Source organism: Kitasatospora sp. NPDC001309 (assembly GCF_042896295.1).
Lineage (GTDB): Bacteria > Actinomycetota > Actinomycetes > Streptomycetales > Streptomycetaceae > Kitasatospora.
Genome location: NZ_JBIAXC010000042.1, coordinates 42,511 through 59,164, shown reverse-complemented (window position 1 = coordinate 59,164; position 16,654 = coordinate 42,511). Strand labels below are relative to the sequence as shown.

The 16,654-nt window shown below is 75.5% G+C and carries 11 protein-coding genes; 7 read left to right on the top strand and 4 right to left on the bottom strand.

Annotated features, from left to right (window positions below; translation table 11 throughout):
* The first annotated feature begins 52 nt into the window (after positions 1-52).
* On the top strand, positions 53-2,695 hold the full coding sequence (pcrA, locus tag ACFY2K_RS32840; RefSeq protein ID WP_387716312.1) for a DNA helicase PcrA: 2,643 nt from the start codon (positions 53-55) through the stop codon (positions 2,693-2,695).
* A 24-nt stretch (positions 2,696-2,719) separates the two neighbouring features.
* Here the strand turns inward: pcrA and ACFY2K_RS32835 are convergent, their stop codons facing one another.
* Entirely contained in the window at positions 2,720-3,508 is a 789-nt protein-coding gene (locus ACFY2K_RS32835; protein ID WP_375882190.1) for a M23 family metallopeptidase, read from the bottom strand.
* A 338-nt stretch (positions 3,509-3,846) separates the two neighbouring features.
* Between ACFY2K_RS32835 and ACFY2K_RS32830 the strand changes: the two genes are divergently transcribed.
* Positions 3,847-4,254: a cobalamin B12-binding domain-containing protein gene (locus tag ACFY2K_RS32830; protein WP_375882192.1), complete on the top strand. Its 408-nt coding sequence runs from the start codon at positions 3,847-3,849 to the stop codon at positions 4,252-4,254.
* 123 nt (positions 4,255-4,377) lie between these two features.
* On the opposite strand, the gene ACFY2K_RS32825 is transcribed toward ACFY2K_RS32830, so the two are convergent.
* Both ACFY2K_RS32825 and ACFY2K_RS32820 read right to left on the bottom strand, forming a co-directional pair.
* Entirely contained in the window at positions 4,378-6,024 is a 1,647-nt protein-coding gene (locus ACFY2K_RS32825) for a DUF5691 domain-containing protein (RefSeq protein ID WP_387716310.1), read from the bottom strand.
* A gap of 65 nt (positions 6,025-6,089) precedes the next feature.
* On the bottom strand, positions 6,090-7,403 hold the full coding sequence (locus tag ACFY2K_RS32820; RefSeq protein WP_387716308.1) for an SWIM zinc finger family protein: 1,314 nt from the start codon (positions 7,401-7,403) through the stop codon (positions 6,090-6,092).
* A gap of 179 nt (positions 7,404-7,582) precedes the next feature.
* Here ACFY2K_RS32820 and ACFY2K_RS32815 point away from each other — a divergent pair, with 179 nt between their 5' ends.
* The 5 genes from ACFY2K_RS32815 (at position 7,583) to sucD (ending at position 14,694) form a co-directional block, all read left to right on the top strand.
* Complete coding sequence (locus tag ACFY2K_RS32815; protein ID WP_380521189.1) at positions 7,583-8,665, top strand: AAA family ATPase; 1,083 nt, start codon at positions 7,583-7,585, stop codon at positions 8,663-8,665.
* Positions 8,662-11,046: a DUF5682 family protein gene (locus ACFY2K_RS32810; protein ID WP_387716306.1), complete on the top strand. Its 2,385-nt coding sequence runs from the start codon at positions 8,662-8,664 to the stop codon at positions 11,044-11,046. The genes ACFY2K_RS32815 and ACFY2K_RS32810 overlap by 4 nt, the downstream gene beginning before the upstream one ends.
* A 42-nt stretch (positions 11,047-11,088) precedes the next feature.
* Positions 11,089-12,270, top strand: coding sequence for a VWA domain-containing protein (locus ACFY2K_RS32805; protein ID WP_380521186.1), 1,182 nt, complete (start codon positions 11,089-11,091; stop codon positions 12,268-12,270).
* A gap of 342 nt (positions 12,271-12,612) precedes the next feature.
* Positions 12,613-13,785, top strand: a complete 1,173-nt coding sequence (sucC, locus tag ACFY2K_RS32800; protein WP_375882207.1) for an ADP-forming succinate--CoA ligase subunit beta — start codon at positions 12,613-12,615, stop codon at positions 13,783-13,785.
* Positions 13,786-13,803: 18 nt separating this feature from the next.
* Positions 13,804-14,694: a succinate--CoA ligase subunit alpha gene (gene sucD / locus ACFY2K_RS32795; protein WP_375882209.1), complete on the top strand. Its 891-nt coding sequence runs from the start codon at positions 13,804-13,806 to the stop codon at positions 14,692-14,694.
* Between the two features lie 75 nt (positions 14,695-14,769).
* Here the strand turns inward: sucD and ACFY2K_RS32790 are convergent, their stop codons facing one another.
* Positions 14,770-16,602 carry a LuxR C-terminal-related transcriptional regulator gene (locus ACFY2K_RS32790; RefSeq protein ID WP_387716303.1) on the bottom strand — a complete coding sequence of 611 codons (1,833 nt, stop codon included), beginning with the start codon at positions 16,600-16,602 and terminating at the stop codon, positions 14,770-14,772.
* Positions 16,603-16,654 lie beyond the last annotated feature (52 nt).

The following is a 16,654-nucleotide window of genomic DNA, read 5'->3' as shown; positions in this document are numbered from 1 at the left end:
TCCCCCGGGGCGGGCGGGCTTGTCGGTGGGTGGCCATAGACTCGTCATTGCCATGAGTAGCCTCTTTGACGACCTCCCGCTCCCCGGTTTCGAGGCACCCGCCGCCGGGTCGAAGCAGCCCGCCGTGCCCGTCGCCGCCGCCGACGAGGAGCCCCCGCCGTACGAGGACGAGGTCCCGTACGACGCGTACGAGGAGGCGATCCCGGACGGGCTGTTCCACACGACTGCTTTCAATCAGCCGGGTGGCGCCGCCGAGGCCGAGCGGGACGCCTGGTACCGCAACGGCGCCGCGCGCACGGTGGTCGACCCGGCGCAGCTGCTGGAGGGGATGAACGACCCCCAGCGCGAGGCCGTGCTGCACGCCGGCTCGCCGCTGCTGATCGTGGCCGGCGCCGGCTCCGGCAAGACCCGGGTGCTGACCCACCGGATCGCCCACCTGCTGGGCGCCCGCGGGGTGCAGCCGGGCGAGATCCTGGCGATCACCTTCACCAACAAGGCCGCGGGCGAGATGCGCGAGCGCGTCGAGGCGCTGGTCGGCCCGCGCGCCCGGGCGATGTGGGTGTCCACCTTCCACAGCGCCTGCGTGCGGATCCTGCGCCGCGAGTCCAAGCTGCTGGGCTTCACCTCCAGCTTCTCGATCTACGACTCGGCCGACTCCCAGCGGCTGATGTCGCTGGTCTGCCGCGACCTCGACCTGGACCCCAAGCAGTTCCCGCCGAAGTCCTTCACGGCGAAGGTCAGCAACCTCAAGAACGAGCTGATCGACGAGGAGACCTTCGCCGACCAGGCCGCCAACCCGATGGAGAAGAAGCTCGCCGAGGCGTACGCGCTCTACCAGCGGCGGCTGCGCGAGGCCAACGCGCTCGACTTCGACGACATCATCATGACGACGGTGAACCTGCTGCAGGCCTTCCCGGACGTCGCCGAGCACTACCGCCGCCGGTTCCGGCACATCCTGGTCGACGAGTACCAGGACACCAACCACGCCCAGTACATGCTGGTCCGCGAGCTGAGCGGGGGCTCGGTCGCGGCCGCCCCCAAGCGCACCGTGGACGGCGAGTTCGTGAACCCGGCCGCCGCGCACCTCGCCGAGGTGCCGCCCGCCGAGCTGTGCGTGGTCGGTGACGCGGACCAGTCGATCTACGCCTTCCGCGGCGCGACCATCCGCAACATCCTCCAGTTCGAGGAGGACTACCCGAACGCGACCACGATCCTGCTGGAGCAGAACTACCGCTCCACCCAGACCATCCTGAGCGCCGCCAACGCCGTCATCGAGCGCAACGCCAACCGGCGCGAGAAGAAGCTCTGGACGGCCGGGGACCACGGCGAGAAGGTGGTCGGCTACGTCGCGGACGACGAGCACGGCGAGGCCCAGTTCATCGCCGACGAGATCGACCGGCTCACCGACAAGGGCGAGGCCAAGCCCGGCGACGTCGCGATCTTCTACCGCACCAACGCCCAGTCCCGGGTGTTCGAGGAGGTGTTCATCCGGGTCGGCCTGCCGTACAAGGTGGTCGGCGGGGTGCGCTTCTACGAGCGCAAGGAGGTCCGGGACGTCCTGGCCTACCTGCGGGTGCTCTCCAACCCGGAGGACACCGTGCCGCTGCGCCGGATCCTCAACGTGCCCAAGCGCGGCATCGGTGAGCGGGCCGAGGCGATGGTCGACGCGCTGGCCGCCCGGGAGCGGATCTCCTTCGCCCAGGCGCTGGTGCGGGTCGACGAGGCGTACGGGATGGCCGCGCGCTCGGCCAACGCCGTCAAGAAGTTCAACGTCCTGATGGCCGGGCTGCGCCAGGTCGTCGAGTCGGGCGCGGGCCCGGCGGCGGTGCTGGAGGCCGTCCTGGAGGAGACCGGCTACCTGGCCGAGCTCCAGGCCTCCACCGACCCGCAGGACGAGACCCGGGTGGAGAACCTCCAGGAACTCGCGTCGGTGGCGCTGGAGTACGAGCAGGACCCGGGCGAGCGGCCGGACGCTGGGGAGGACGGCGCGCCGCCGGTCGGCTCGCTGGCCGACTTCCTGGAGCGGGTCGCGCTGGTCGCCGACTCCGACCAGATCCCGGACGACGACGAGGAGGGCCAGGGCGTCATCACGATGATGACCCTGCACACCGCCAAGGGCCTGGAGTTCCCGGTCGTCTTCCTGACCGGCATGGAGGACGGGATCTTCCCGCACATGCGGGCGCTCAACCAGGTCAAGGAGCTGGAGGAGGAGCGCCGGCTCGCGTACGTCGGCCTCACCCGGGCCCGCGAGCGGCTCTACCTGACCCGTTCGGTGCTGCGCAGTGCCTGGGGGCAGCCGGCCTACAACCCGGCCTCGCGGTTCCTGGAGGAGATCCCGGGGGCGCTGGTCGAGTGGAAGCGGACGGGGGCGGCCCAGGCGCCGGTCCAGCGCGGCTTCTCCTCGGGCTCCTCCTGGGGCAAGTCCTCGTCCGGGGGCGGGAGTTCGCGGTCCTCGTCGTCCGCTTCGGCCGCGCCGAAGGCGGGCTGGGGGCAGTCGGTGCGGCGCGGCGGCAAGGTCGTGGAGCGCGAGGTCGCCTCGCTCGCCGTCGGCGACCGGGTCACCCACGACACCTTCGGGCTGGGCACCGTGGTGGGCGTGACGGGCGCCGGCGACAACGCGCAGGCCGAGGTGGACTTCGGCTCGGGCGGCCGCAAGCGGCTGGTGCTGCGCTACGCGCCGGTCGAGAAGCTGTAGGGCGTCCGCGGCGGGCCCCGGGGGCTACCTCGGGTCCAGCCCGTTCGCGAGGAACCAGGGCAGCGGGTCGATCGGCCCGCTGTCCTTCGGCCTGATCTCGAAGTGCAGGTGCGGTCCGGTGCTGTTGCCGCTGCTGCCGACGAAGGCGATCACGTCGCCCTGCTTCACCGGCCCCTTGCGGACCTTGTAGCTGCGCAGGTGGCAGTACCAGGCCTCGGTGCCGTCCGGCATCTTCAGCATCGACATGTAGCCGTAGAACGGGTTCCACTGCGTCCGGAGCGTGCCGTCGGTGACGGCGTACACCTCGGAGCCGCCGTCCACCGGGAAGTCGATACCGGTGTGCCGCCGGGCCCAGTGCTCGCCGGAGGCGCCGAACAGCTCGCCCAGGCCGTGCCGGGCGACCGGCATGACCACCTTGGGTTTGACCGGCTCGGGGGTCGGCTGGGCGGTCGGGGTGGCGGTGGGCGTGCCGTCGCCGGGCTGGGTGCCGGTCAGCGGCCCGCGGGCGTCGCCGCGCGAGGCCTGGTCCTGGTCGGTGTGGGCGAGCGCCTGCCGGGCGCTCTGCGCTGCGGCCGGTCCGGTGGGGGCGTCGGGCGCCGAGGCCTGGGCCGGCGCCCGGTCGGCCTGTTCCTGGACCACCGCCGCGCCCGCCGCCCCGGCGACCCCGAGCGCGGCCACCGAGGGCACCGCGACCCGGAACAGGGCGGCCCGGGTGGCCGCCTTGGCGGCGCCGCGGCGCTGGGCGCGGGACTGCTCGCGGGCGGCGAGGCGCAGCTCCGCACGGGTGGGGCGGGCGGCTGCTTCGGGAGCCATCGGGGGCTGCCTCCTCGGTGGGCCTCGGTCACGTCGTCGGGCGAGGTAAACAGGCGTGACTGTAGCCCCACGGCCGACACCCCGGAAAAACCGCCGGTTGTCAAGGGGGCGCACGGGGGTCCGCGCGGTGTCCGGGGGCCCGTCGACGGGAGTACCCGCTGGTAGCAAGGCCCGGCGCTGTGACTTTGCCCTCCTCTTGGGAGGTGGCTCGGCCAACCGGGGCGGGTGGCGCTAATCTCCCCTCAGGTTGGTTGGTTATCGAGCGTTAACCGCGTCAACCGCACCGTGGGCCCACGAAGCCCGGTCGGATGATGGACGACGAGGTCCAGGAGGCAGTGATGAGTGTGTCGGGGCCGATCCGTGTGGTGGTCGCCAAGCCGGGGCTCGACGGTCACGACCGTGGCGCCAAGGTCATCGCGCGCGCCCTGCGCGACGCCGGTATGGAGGTCATCTACACCGGGCTGCACCAGACCCCCGAGCAGGTGGTCGACACCGCGATCCAGGAGGACGCGGACGGCATCGGGCTGTCGATCCTCTCCGGCGCCCACATGACCCTGTGCGCCCGGGTGCTGGAGCTGTTGAAGGAGCGGGACGCCGAGGACATCAAGGTCTTCTGCGGCGGGATCATCCCGGACGAGGACATCGCCGAGCTCAAGGCGATGGGCATCGCCGACATCTTCACCCCGGGCACCACCACCCGGGACGTGGTCGCCTGGGTCGAGGCCAACCTGCGGACCGCCGGCTGAGCTCCGCCGCGCGCCGAGCGGGCCGGTCCGTCCTGGACCGGCCCGCTCGGGCGTTCCCGGGGTGCGCTCCGGTACGGCCGTGCTGCCCGCCCGGCCGTACCGGCTGCCCGGCCCGCCGGTGCGTCAACCCGGCGTGACCGTCAGTTCGTCGAGCATCGCCGCCCGGAAGCGCAGGGTCCCGGCCAGCCGGGCGAAGGTCTCCGACCAGGCGGAGTCGGGCGGGGCCCCGGCGGCCAGCTCCTCCACCGCGGCGGCCGTCCCGGGGGCGAGCGCCCGCTCCGTCATCCCGAGCACCCCGCTGTGGCTCCACGGGTACGCGCCGGAGGCGGCGGCCCGGGCCAGCGCCGTCACCACGGCGGTGGACAGCGGCGGCGTCCACGGGGTGGCGCAGGCCCCGAGCAGTTGGAAGGCCTCGGCCAGGCCGTGCACCTCGACGAAGGCGGCCGTCCAGGCGGCCCGCTCCTCGGGCGGGAGCACGGCCAGCAGCTTCGCCGGGGCTCCGGTGACCCGCGCGCCCCGGGCCCGCCCGGCGCCCCGGGCCGGCGGGGCGGGGGCCGGGCCGAGCAGGGCGCGGGCCCAGTCGGCGTCGTGCTGGCGCACGGCGGCGCGCGCCCAGGCCTCCCGCAGGTCGTCGGCCCAGCTGCTGCTGGTCTCGTCCAGGCTGTCGCCGACCCGCAGCGCGAGCAGCTGCCCGGGCGTCAGACCGGTGTCGGCCGGCCAGACCGACAGCGGCGCGGCGGCCACCAACTCGCCGAACCACCAGGCCCGTTCGCCGCGCCCGGTGGGGGACTTGGGGGCGATGCCGTCGCGCTGCATCCGCTCGTCGCACTCGGTGGGCGGGGTGACCAGCAGGTGGGTGCCGCTGCCGGCGAGCCGGACGGCGGCCCGGGCCCGCTCGGCCATCCGCCGGGCGAGCGCCGAGTCGGGCAGGGTGGAGAGCAGTTCGGCGGCGGTGGCGCGGACGTTCTTGCTGCGGTCGCCCAGGGCGGCCTCCAGGAAGGGCTCGTCGGCGGGGGAGAGGCCGTCCTGGAGGGCGTCCAGGAAGAGCAGCCGGTCCTCGGCGCGCTCGGTGGGCCAGGTGCTGCGCAGCAGCTCCAGTCCGGCGGCCGGGTCGTGGCGGCGCAGCAGGGTCAGGTGGGTGACCCGCTCGGCGAACAGGCCCTCGTGCCACAGCCGGTGGTCGGCCGGGTCCGCCGGGTCCGCCGGGTCGGCCGGGGTGCCCGGGTCCGCCGGCCGCCGGGCCGGCCCGGCGGCGGTGGTGCGCAGCACGAACCGCCAGTCGGGGTTCTGCGCGGCCAGCCAGCGGCCCGGCGGGCCGGCCAGCGCGACGGCGTCGGAGCGCAGTTCGCTGCGGGCCCGGGCGGCGTCGAGCAGTCCGGGGATCAGCGCGGCGGGCGGCCGCAGGCCCGCGGCCCGGGCGGCGGCGAGCCACTGCGGCAGCAGCTCGGCGAGGTTGGCCAGGGTGGCGCCGCCGGTGCCGCCGGTGCGCCCGCCGAGCAGGACGGCCAGCCGGCGGGCGGCGGCCTCGGGCAGTTCGGGGCGGGGGTCCTCGGGGGCGGGTGGCCCGGGCGGCCCGGCGGCCGGTACCGGCAGGGCGCCGGCCCGGCGGCGGACGGTGGCCAGCGCGGCCAGCTCCAGCAGGGCGGTGGCCGGGTCGGACGGGTCCACGGCCTCGGCGAGCGGCAGCGCGGTGGGCGGCAGCGGCCGCCGGTCGGTGCCGAGCAGGGCGCTGGTCCGCAGCGGCTCCCACGGGTCCTGGGTGAGGGTCATCGTCGGTTCTCCTGGGACGTCGGGTTCTCCTTGGGGCGCGCCCGGCGGGATCGGCCGGACAGGGCCTAGACGGACGTGAGGCCGACCGGGCGGTGCTCGGCGGTCCAGGCGGTGACCGGGGCGAAACCCTGGTGGCCGTACTCGCCGAAGACCGTCAGCGGGCGGCCGGTGGAGACCGCGGCCAGCCGCCACAGGGCGGCCTCGGGGACGGCCGAGGGCCGTACCGGGACGGTGTGGTGGCCGTCCGTCAGGTGCCAGCCGTCCGGGGCGCGGACCGGGACGACCCCGGCGAGCACGGTCGGCCAGCTGTCCAGCCACGGGTCGTCGGCCACCGCGCCGCCGTACCCGGCGACCGCCTCGGCGACGGTGAGCCCGGCGGGCGGGGCGGCCGGGCCGGGCCCGGGGGCGCCGTAGCGGGTGCCGAGCACGGCGCGCAGCGGGCGGGCGCCGGGGTGGTAGGCGAGTTCGGCCTCCAGCAGGTGGCCGGTGGGCAGGGCGAGGTCGGGGGCCCGGCCGGGGCGGCCGAAGGCGAGCAGCAGGGCGGGGCGGCCGGTCTTGGCGCCGCTCAGCCAGACCCGGCGGGTGGTGAGCCGCTCGTCGGTCGCCCCTTCCATCGGCACGGTGCGGCTGCCGAGCACCAGCCAGCGGTCCCGTACGGTCGGGCCGGCGAGCACCTCGGCGGCGTCCAGGGTGTAGCCGACCCGGGCGCGGACGGTGGCGGCCAGCGCGGCCGGCAGCTCGTCGACCCGGGTGGCGGCGGTGGCCAGCAGGTGCAGCATCGCGTACTCCTCCAGCAGCCGGTCCTCCGGCAGGGTGTCCAACTCCCGTACCCGGGCGGCGAGTCCGGGGGCCTGGGCATCGACCATCCGGGCCGCGACCTCCTCCCAGGGGCCGGCCGAGGACTGGTCGGCCAGGCCGTGCCGGATCCGGTCGGCGAGCCGCAGCCGCAGTTCGGCCGCGCCGGCCGCGACCCGGGCGCCGCGCCGCTCGGCCCGGCGGCGGGCGGCCTCCGGGTCGGCCGGGGCGCTCGCGCGCTTCTCGGCCCGTTCCCGCCGGGCCTCCAGCCATTCGGCCGCCCAGTCGGCGGGCTCGCCGGCCGGTACGGCCTCGGGGGCGCCGCTCCACAGCAGGAGGAGTCCGAGCGCGTGCTTGCACGGGAGCTTCCGGCCGGGGCAGCTGCACCGGTAGGCGGGCGTGGCGAGTTCGATCACGGTGCGGTACGGCGTGCGGCCGCCGCCCCGGCACTCGCCCCAGAGGGCGGCGCCGTCGGTGCCCGTGCCGGTCCAGGGCGCGGGCGCGGACAGCTCGCCCGCGGCCTTGCGCGACGTGGCGTCAGGGGCCAGCGACAGGACGTGTTCGGTGCTCCAGCGTTCCTCCATGCGACCGACGGTAGGCGGGGGCACTGACAGTGGCTGACGGCCCGTCCGGCGCCCGTCCGGCGGTTGTCAGTGCCGCGTTGCAAGGTGGTTCCCACAGGCCGGGACGCCGACCTGGCTCCCTCCGTTCACCTCACCACCGGGGCACCCGCGGGCCCGGCGGCCGACCTCAAGGAGCCCCCATGACCGACGTTCTGCGGCAGCACGCCGAGGACGCGTTCGCCGGCGAACTGGCCGCGCTGGCCGCCCAGGACGACCGCCCGCGCCCCGAGCGCTGGAAGCTCTCGCCGTGGGCCGTGGCGACGTACCTGCTCGGCGGCGAGCTGCCGGACGGCACCCGGATCACCCCCAAGTACATCGGTCCGCGCCGGATCGTCGAGGTCGCCGTCACCACCCTGGCGACGGACCGCGCGCTGCTGCTGCTCGGCGTGCCCGGCACCGCGAAGACCTGGGTGTCCGAGCACCTGGCCGCCGCGGTCAGCGGCGACTCCACGCTGCTGGTGCAGGGCACCGCGGGCACCCCCGAGGAGGCCGTCCGGTACGGCTGGAACTACGCCCGGCTGCTGACCCAAGGCCCCAGCCGGGACGCCCTGGTGCCCTCGCCGCTGATGCGGGCGATGGCGGACGGCAAGCTCGCCCGGATCGAGGAGCTCACCCGCATCCCGGCCGACGTGCAGGACGGCCTGATCACCATCCTGTCCGAGAAGACCCTGCCGGTACCGGAGTTGGGCGGCGAGACGCAGGCCGTGCGCGGCTTCAACGTGATCGCCACCGCCAACGACCGGGACCGCGGCGTCAACGAGCTGTCCAGCGCGCTGCGCCGCCGCTTCAACACCGTGGTGCTGCCCCTGCCCGGCTCGCTGGACGAGGAGGTCGACATCGTCACCCGCCGGGTCAACCAGCTCGGCCGCTCCCTCGACCTGCCCGAACTGCCCGGCGGCGCCGAGGAGATCAGGCGCGTGGTGACGGTCTTCCGGGAGCTGCGGGCCGGTCTCACCGTGGACGGCCGGACGAAGGTCAAGACCCCGAGCGGCACCCTCTCCACCGCCGAGGCGATCTCGGTCGTGACCAACGGCCTGGCCCTGGCCACCCACTTCGGCGACGGCGTGCTGCGCGCCGGGGACGTGACGGCCGGCATCCTCGGCGCGGTCGTCCGCGACCCGGTGGCGGACCGGGCGGTGTGGCGCGAGTACGTCGAAGGGGTGGTGCGCGAGCGCGACGGCTGGAAGGACTTCTACCGCGCGGCCCGCGAGGTGACGGCGTGACCTCGGAGGTCGCCCTGCTGGGCATCCGGCACCACGGCCCCGGCTCGGCCCGGGCGGTGGCGGCCGCGCTGGCGCAGTGGCGGCCGGACGCGGTGCTGATCGAGGGCCCGGTGGAGGCCGACGCCGTCGTCCACCTGGCGGCCGGGAAGGACCTGGTGCCGCCGGTCGCCCTGCTCGCCCACGCGGTGGACGACCCGTCGCGGGCCGCGTTCTGGCCGTACGCCGCGTTCTCCCCGGAGTGGGTGGCGATCCGGTACGCGGTGGACCACGGCCTGCCGGTGCACTTCATCGACCTGCCCGCCGGGTACGCCTTCGTACCGGCCGCGGGGGACCGGCCCTGGGACCGGGCGGACGACCCGGCCGAGGAGGGCGGGGAGGCCGCCGAGGAACCGCCCGCGGACCCGCTGGCGCTGCTCGCCGGGGCCGCCGGCCACGACGACCCGGAGCGCTGGTGGGAGGACGTGGTCGAGCACCGCGCCCCCGGCGCGGACGCGCTGGCACCGTTCGCCGCCGTCGCCGAGGCGATGGCGGCGCTGCGCGCCGAGGGCCTCGGCGAGTCCCGCCGGGACGAACTGCGGGAGGCCCACATGCGTCAGCGGATCCGGGCCGCCCGGCGGGCCGGTCACCGCCGGATCGCCGTGGTCTGCGGCGCCTTCCACGTGCCCGCGCTGGCGACCGCGCCCACCGTCGCGCACGACCGGGCCCTGCTCGCCGGGCTGCCGAAGAGGGTGCGGGCGGACATCACCTGGATCCCGTGGACGCACCGCCGGCTCTCCCAGGCCGCCGGCTACGGCGCGGGCGTCCGGTCGCCCGGCTGGTACCACCACCTGTTCAGCACCGAGGGCGACCCGGTGCCGCGCTGGCTCACCCGGGCCGCCGACCTGCTGCGCGCCGAGGACCACCCGGTCTCCTCCGCCCACGTGATCGAGGCGGTCCGGCTCGCCGAGACCCTCGCGGTGCTGCGCGGCCGCCCGCTCGCCGGGCTGACCGAGACCCTGGACGCCGTCCGCGCGGTGCTCTGCGAGGGTTCGGACGTCGCGCTGGAACTCGTCCGGGACCGCCTGGTGGTCGGCGACGCGCTCGGCGAGGTGCCGGACGGCGCACCGGCGGTGCCGCTGCAGCGCGACCTGGCGCGGCTGCAGCGCTCGCTGCGGCTCAGACCGGAGGCCGCGCCCCGGGACCTCGACCTCGACCTGCGCAAGGACACCGACGCGGCCCGCTCCCGGCTGCTGCACCGGCTGCGGCTGCTGGGCGTCGGGTGGGGCGTGCCGGCCCGGTCCCCGGTCCACTCCACCGGCACCTTCCGGGAGAGCTGGCGGCTCTGCTGGCAGCCGGAGTTCGCGGTCCGGATCGCCGAGGCCGCCCAGTGGGGCACCACGGTGGAGCAGGCCGCCGTCGGCAAGGCGGTCGGCACCGCCCGCGCCGCCGTCGAACTCGCCGAGCTGACCGGCCTGGTGGAGACCTGCCTGCTGGCCGGGCTGTCCGGTGCGCTGCCCGCGGTGATGCGGGTGCTGGCGGACTGCGCGGCCCTGGACACCGATGTCGCGCACCTGGCGGCCGCGCTGCCGGCGCTGGTCCGGGCGCTGCGCTACGGCGACGTGCGCGGCACCGACCACGGCGCGCTGGCCGGGGCCGCGGCCGGGCTGGCCGAGCGGGTCTGCGTCGGGCTGCCACCCGCCTGCGTCGGCCTGGACGCGGACGGGGCGGCGGCGATGCGGGCCCGGATCGACGAGGTGCACGGCGCGATCGCCCTGCTCGGCCCGGGCCCGGCCGCCGCCGGTACCACTGTTGTCGGTACTGCTGCTGTCGCCGATGCCGCCGGGGCCCCCGACGGACTGCCCGACGGACTGCCCGAGCGCTGGGCCACCGCCCTGCGCTCGTTGGCCCGCCGCGAGCCCGCCGGCTCCCCGGCCACCGGCGTCCCCGGCCTGCTGCGCGGCCGCGCCGTCCGGCTGCTGCTCGATGACGGCCGGTTGGACGCGGAGGAGGTCGGCCGACGGCTCCGGCTGGTGCTGTCGACGGCCAACGCCCCGGCCGACGCGGCCGGTTGGGTCGAGGGCTTCCTCGCCGGCGGCGGCGCCCTGCTGCTGCACGACCCCCGGCTGCTCGCCCTGCTGGACGAGTGGCTCTGCGGGGTCGGCGGCGAGGTGTTCACCGATGTCCTGCCACTGCTGCGGCGCACCTTCGCCGGGCTGGAGGCGGGCGTGCGCACCACCATCGGCGCCCGGGTCGCCGCCGGTCCGCTGGACGCCGCCCCGGCGGCGCCCGGGACCGGCGGCGCACTGGACCCGGACCGCGCCGACGCGGCCGTCCCGGTGCTGGCCGTCCTGCTCGGCGTCCGCCCGCGGATCCCCCGCCAGCCCGCCGGCCGCGACACCTGACCCCGCCCGCCCCCGACCCGCCCGCCGCACCAGGAGGACCCGATGGCATCGACCCCGACCGACGAACGGCTGCGCCGCTGGCGCCTGGTGCTCGGCGGCGCGGCCGACGGGACCGGCTGCACCCTGCGCGGTCGCGACGCCGCGATGGACGGCGCCCTCGCCGCGCTCTACCGGGGTGCGCCGGAGGAGGGCGGCAGGACGCCCCGGGGCGGCCGCCGCGCGGCCGGGCTGGGCGGTTCGGCCCCGCAGGTGGCCCGCTGGCTGGGCGACATCCGGGAGTACTTCCCGTCCACCGTCGTCCAGCTGATGCAGCAGGACGCGATCACCCGGCTCGGCCTGGACCGGCTGCTGCTGGAGCCGGAGATGCTGGAGGCCGTCGAGCCGGACGTGCACCTGGTCGGCACCCTGCTGTCGCTCCGGCACGCGCTGCCCGAGACCACCCGGGAGACCGCCCGGGCCGTGGTCGGCAAGGTGGTCGCCGACCTGGAGCGCCGACTGGCGGACCGGACCAGGACCGCCCTGGGCGGAGCCCTGGACCGCAGCGCCCGGGTGAACCGGCCGCGCCACCGGGACATCGACTGGGACCGGACGATCCGGGCCAACCTGAGGAACTACCTGCCCGAGCACGGCACCGTCGTGCCCGAGCGGCTGGTCGGCCACGCCCGGGCCCGGCGGGCGGTGAGGAAGGACGTCATCCTCTGCGTCGACCAGTCCGGCTCGATGGCGCCGTCCGTCGTCCACGCCGCGGTGTTCGGCGCGGTGCTCGCCTCGATGCCCAGCCTGGACACCCGGCTGGTCGTCTTCGACACCTCGGTGGTCGACCTCACCGAGCAGCTGACCGACCCGGTGGACGTCCTGTTCGCCACCCGGCTCGGCGGCGGCACCGACATCGACCGGGCCCTCGCCTACTGCCAGTCGAGGATCACCCGGCCGTCGGAGACCGTCGTGGTGCTGATCAGCGACCTGTACGAGGGCGGTGTCCGGGACGGCATGCTGCGGCGGGTCGCCGCGATGAAGGCGGCGGGCGTCCAGTTCGTCGCGCTGCTCGCGCTGTCCGACGAGGGCGCCCCCGCGTACGACCACGCCCACGCCGCCGCCCTGGCCGCGCTCGGCGCCCCGGCCTTCGCCTGCACCCCGGACGCCTTCCCCGGGATCATGGCGGCGGCGATCGAGAAGCGTCCGATCCCGCAGCACCCGACGGGGGCGGCCGACGGGGAGCCCTGACCGGGAGCCCCTGACCGGGAGCTTTGACCGGGGGGTGACGACTTCACTCGAACGTGTGAATCACTCGATCGGTGGACCGCGGGTGCCGTCGACGGCCGGAGGCCGATCTGTGACGGTTCTCACCCATGGCGGACAGGCCCCGGGCGGAACAGTCCCGTCCCACGGGGATAACCTGCCAGACGGACGTGACGCGCGTGTTGATTGACGTGTGCGCCCGTGGCTGTGTGGGCCGCAAGGCCGTACCTCTGCGTACCCGCACCGCTTCGACGACCCGCAGCGAAGATCCTGCCGTGGCACGCTCGTAGAGACACAATCCGCGACCACGAACAAGGACGAACACACGTGGACCTGTTCGAGTACCAGGCGAGGGACCTCTTCGCCAAGCACGGCGTGCCCGTGCTTGACGGTGATGTCATCGAGACCCCCGAAGCCGCTCGCGCCATCGCCGAGCGCTTCGGCGGACGCGCCGTCGTCAAGGCTCAGGTGAAGGTCGGCGGCCGTGGCAAGGCCGGTGGCGTGAAGCTCGCCGCCGACCCGGCCGACGCCGTCGCCAAGGCCGAGGCGATCCTCGGTATGGACATCAAGGGCCACACCGTTCACAAGGTGATGCTGGCCCAGACCGCGGACATCAAGGACGAGTACTACGTCTCGTTCCTGCTGGACCGCACCAACCGCACCTTCCTGGCCATGGCCAGCGTCGAGGGCGGCGTGGAGATCGAGGTCGTCGCCGAGCAGAACCCCGAGGCGCTCGCCAAGATCCCGGTCGACGCCAACGAGGGCTGCACCCCGGAGAAGGCCGCCGAGATCGTCGCCGCGGCGAAGTTCCCGGCCGAGGTCGCCGACCAGGTCGCCGACGTCCTGCAGAAGCTGTGGACCGTCTTCATCAAGGAGGACGCCCTCCTCGTCGAGGTCAACCCGCTGATCAAGTCCGGCGACGGCAAGATCATCGCGCTCGACGGCAAGGTCTCCCTGGACGAGAACGCCGAGTTCCGTCAGCCCGAGCACGAGGCGCTCGAGGACAAGGCCGCGGCCAACCCGCTGGAGGCCGCTGCCAAGGCCAAGGGCCTGAACTACGTCAAGCTCGACGGCCAGGTCGGCATCATCGGCAACGGCGCGGGCCTCGTCATGAGCACCCTCGACGTGGTCGCCTACGCCGGTGAGAACCACGGCGGCGTCAAGCCCGCCAACTTCCTGGACATCGGTGGCGGCGCCTCCGCCGAGGTCATGGCGAACGGCCTGGAGATCATCCTGGGCGACCCCGACGTCAAGTCGGTCTTCGTCAACGTCTTCGGTGGCATCACCGCCTGTGACGCGGTCGCCAACGGCATCGTGCAGGCCCTCGCGCTCCTGGAGAGCAAGGGCGAGAACGTCACCAAGCCGCTGGTCGTCCGCCTGGACGGCAACAACGCGGAGCTGGGTCGCAAGATCCTCGACGACGCCAACCACCCGCTGGTCCAGCGCGTGGACACCATGGACGGCGCCGCTGACCGCGCCGCCGAGCTGGCCAACAAGTAAGGAAGGGGACTTAACACCATGGCTATCTTCCTTACCAAGGACAGCAAGGTCATCGTCCAGGGCATGACCGGCGCCGAGGGCATGAAGCACACCCGCCGCATGCTCGCCTCCGGCACCCAGATCGTCGGCGGTGTCAACCCGCGCAAGGCCGGCACCACGGTCGACGTCGACGGCACCGAGATCCCGGTCTTCGGCTCCGTCGCCGAGGCCATGAAGGAGACCGGCGCCGACGTCTCCGTCCTCTTCGTGCCGCCGGCCTTCACCAAGGCCGCCGTCATCGAGGCCATCGACGCCGAGATCGGCCTGGCCGTCGTCATCACCGAGGGCGTTCCGGTGCACGACACCGCCGCCTTCTGGGCGCACGCCGGTTCGAAGGGCAACAAGACCCGGATCATCGGCCCGAACTGCCCCGGCCTGATCAGCCCCGGACAGTCGAACGCCGGCATCATCCCGGCCGACATCACCACCTCCGGCAAGATCGGTCTGGTCTCGAAGTCGGGCACCCTGACCTACCAGCTCATGTACGAGCTGCGCGACATCGGCTTCTCCTCGGCCGTGGGCATCGGCGGTGACCCGGTCATCGGGACCACCCACATCGACGCCCTCAAGGCCTTCCAGGAGGACCCGGAGACCGAGATCATCGTCATGATCGGTGAGATCGGTGGCGACGCCGAGGAGCGTGCCGCGGCCTACATCGCCGAGCACGTCACCAAGCCGGTCGTCGGCTACGTCGCGGGCTTCACCGCCCCCGAGGGCAAGACCATGGGCCACGCCGGCGCCATCGTCTCGGGCTCCTCGGGCACCGCCCAGGCGAAGAAGGAGGCCCTCGAGGCCGCCGGTGTCAAGGTCGGCAAGACGCCGTCCGAGACCGCCCGCCTGGCCCGCGAGATCATCGCCGCCAAGGGCTGATCCCGGTCACCCGCGCGCCGAGCGCCCCCGCCCCTGTGGGCGGGGGCGCTCGCCGTTCCCGGTGCCGTCGGCGCGTCAGTGCCCCGGACCGGTGGCGCAGGGCAGCGGCGACCAGGTCGGGCAGACCGCCGGGTCCTGCTGCGGCGGCGGGGCCACGCCCCGGGCCGCGGCCGGCAGCTCCCAGCGCGCGACCGCCTGGGCCTGCGGCTCCGCCACCACCGCCTCCAGCCCCGGCGTCGGACTGCACCACAGGCTGGTGATGCCGTTCGGCGCCCCGCCCGGCAGCAGCGGCACGCCCGGGGCCTCCACCTCCGCCGTCGGGGCCGGCACGCAGAGCGCGGGGACCGGCTGCTCCGGCCGGTGGAACAGCGCCGCCGGACGCAGCCCGGAGAGCGTCGCCACCGTCGCCCCGCCCACGGCCACCGTCAGCAGCACCGCCGCGCCCGTCCGAGCGGCCGTGCCCATCCGGTGCTTGGCCCGCAGCACCGGCACCGGCGCCCGGTGCGGCTCCGGGCAGCCCCGCACCGCCGCCCGGTGCAGCAGCCCGCTCAGCCCGTCCGCGAACCCCGGCGCCGCCGGGTCCGGCCCCACCAGCTCCGGCACCCACTGCGCCAGTGCCGTCCGTGCGGCCCACACCCGCCCCTCGGCGGCCGCCCGGGTCGACTCCACCTCCACCGCGACCGCCGCCGCCGGCAGCCCCAGCCCGTCGTGCAGCACCAGCGCCCGCCGCTGCGGCCGGGACAGCCGCCGCAGGGCCTTCAACAGCGCCTTGTCCCGGTCGGTCAACCGGTCGTGGTCCGGCAGCACCGACTGGGCCTCGTCGGCCGGCCGGACCCGGATCCGCCGGTGCGGCAGCGTCCACGCGTGCACCCGCCGGGGGCCGCCGCGCCGCCACGGCGACAGCGCCAGCTCGCAGGCCCGCACCCGCACCCAGCCCTCCGGATCGCCCGAGCCGACCACCCCGCCCCAGTCCTGCCGGGCCTCCCCGAACGCCCGCCGCACGCAGTGCACCGCGCGGTGTCGGCAGGCGGTCAGCAGGAACACCTGCTGCACCAGCCGGGTGTGCGCGGCCTCGTACAGCTCCTCGAAGCTCTCCGTCAGGTCCCGTCCGTGGCCCGCCTCGCTGAGGGCCGCGCTGATCCGTTCACGGGAGTCGGCGGCGTCCCGCCCGCCGGGGGCGGAACCGGAACCGGAACCGGGACCGGCCACGGACGCGGCCGCGGGCCGGGCGGCCGCAGGTGGCTGGGGAGCGGCCGGGCCCGGGGCGGCGGTCGGGGCGGTGACCGCGGCGGCGGTGGGGGCGGTGGGGGTGCCCGGCTTGCGCCCGGCCCCCTGTGGGCCGCGCGCGCCGTCCGCGGGACGACGGCGCCGACCCTCGGGCTTGCCCGGGGCGGGCCCGGGGCGCGCGGCCGGGCCCTGCGGCTGGCCCTGGTGCTTGCCGGACTGCCGGCTCGGCCCGGAGGCCGCCGGGGTGCCGGGCTCGCCGTGCGCCGTCGACCGGCCGGGGCCGGTGCCGGGTCCGCTGCCGACGCCGGGGGAGCGGTGGCGGCGGTCGCTGTCGGTGCCGGGCTTCCCGCCGGTCGGGGTGGTCTTGGTCATGCCGCTGCGTTCTCCCGGGGCAGTGGGGGCCACTCGCGTACGGTCGGTGCCGGTGGGGGCGGCCGGGGGGCGCCGGCCCGGGCCGGTCGGGGGTGCGGTCCTGAGCAGGGCGATCGCGGCGGCTTCGGTGGGGCAGCCGAGTTTGCGCATGGCCCGGTGCAGATAACTGCGGGCGGTCGCGGTGGTGACGCCGAGTGCGGCGGCGGTGTGATCGAGGCCGTGTCCGGCGGCCAGGTGGGTGAGGGCCTGGGCCTCACGGGGGGTCAGCTTCCGCAGGGGATCGGTGGCACGGGCGGGTGGCGTGGTCATCAGACGCTCCGGGCCGGGGCGGCGGCGGCTTGGGGGCAGGGTCTGAAAAGGC

Coding starts and splice junctions, on each gene's coding strand:
- pcrA (WP_387716312.1), top strand. CDS start 53: ATGAGTAGCCTCTTTGACGACCTCCCGCTCCCCGGTTTCGAGGCACCC.
- ACFY2K_RS32835 (WP_375882190.1), bottom strand. CDS start 3,508: ATGGCTCCCGAAGCAGCCGCCCGCCCCACCCGTGCGGAGCTGCGCCTC.
- ACFY2K_RS32830 (WP_375882192.1), top strand. CDS start 3,847: ATGAGTGTGTCGGGGCCGATCCGTGTGGTGGTCGCCAAGCCGGGGCTC.
- ACFY2K_RS32825 (WP_387716310.1), bottom strand. CDS start 6,024: ATGACCCTCACCCAGGACCCGTGGGAGCCGCTGCGGACCAGCGCCCTG.
- ACFY2K_RS32820 (WP_387716308.1), bottom strand. CDS start 7,403: ATGGAGGAACGCTGGAGCACCGAACACGTCCTGTCGCTGGCCCCTGAC.
- ACFY2K_RS32815 (WP_380521189.1), top strand. CDS start 7,583: ATGACCGACGTTCTGCGGCAGCACGCCGAGGACGCGTTCGCCGGCGAA.
- ACFY2K_RS32805 (WP_380521186.1), top strand. CDS start 11,089: ATGGCATCGACCCCGACCGACGAACGGCTGCGCCGCTGGCGCCTGGTG.
- sucD (WP_375882209.1), top strand. CDS start 13,804: ATGGCTATCTTCCTTACCAAGGACAGCAAGGTCATCGTCCAGGGCATG.
- ACFY2K_RS32790 (WP_387716303.1), bottom strand. CDS start 16,602: ATGACCACGCCACCCGCCCGTGCCACCGATCCCCTGCGGAAGCTGACC.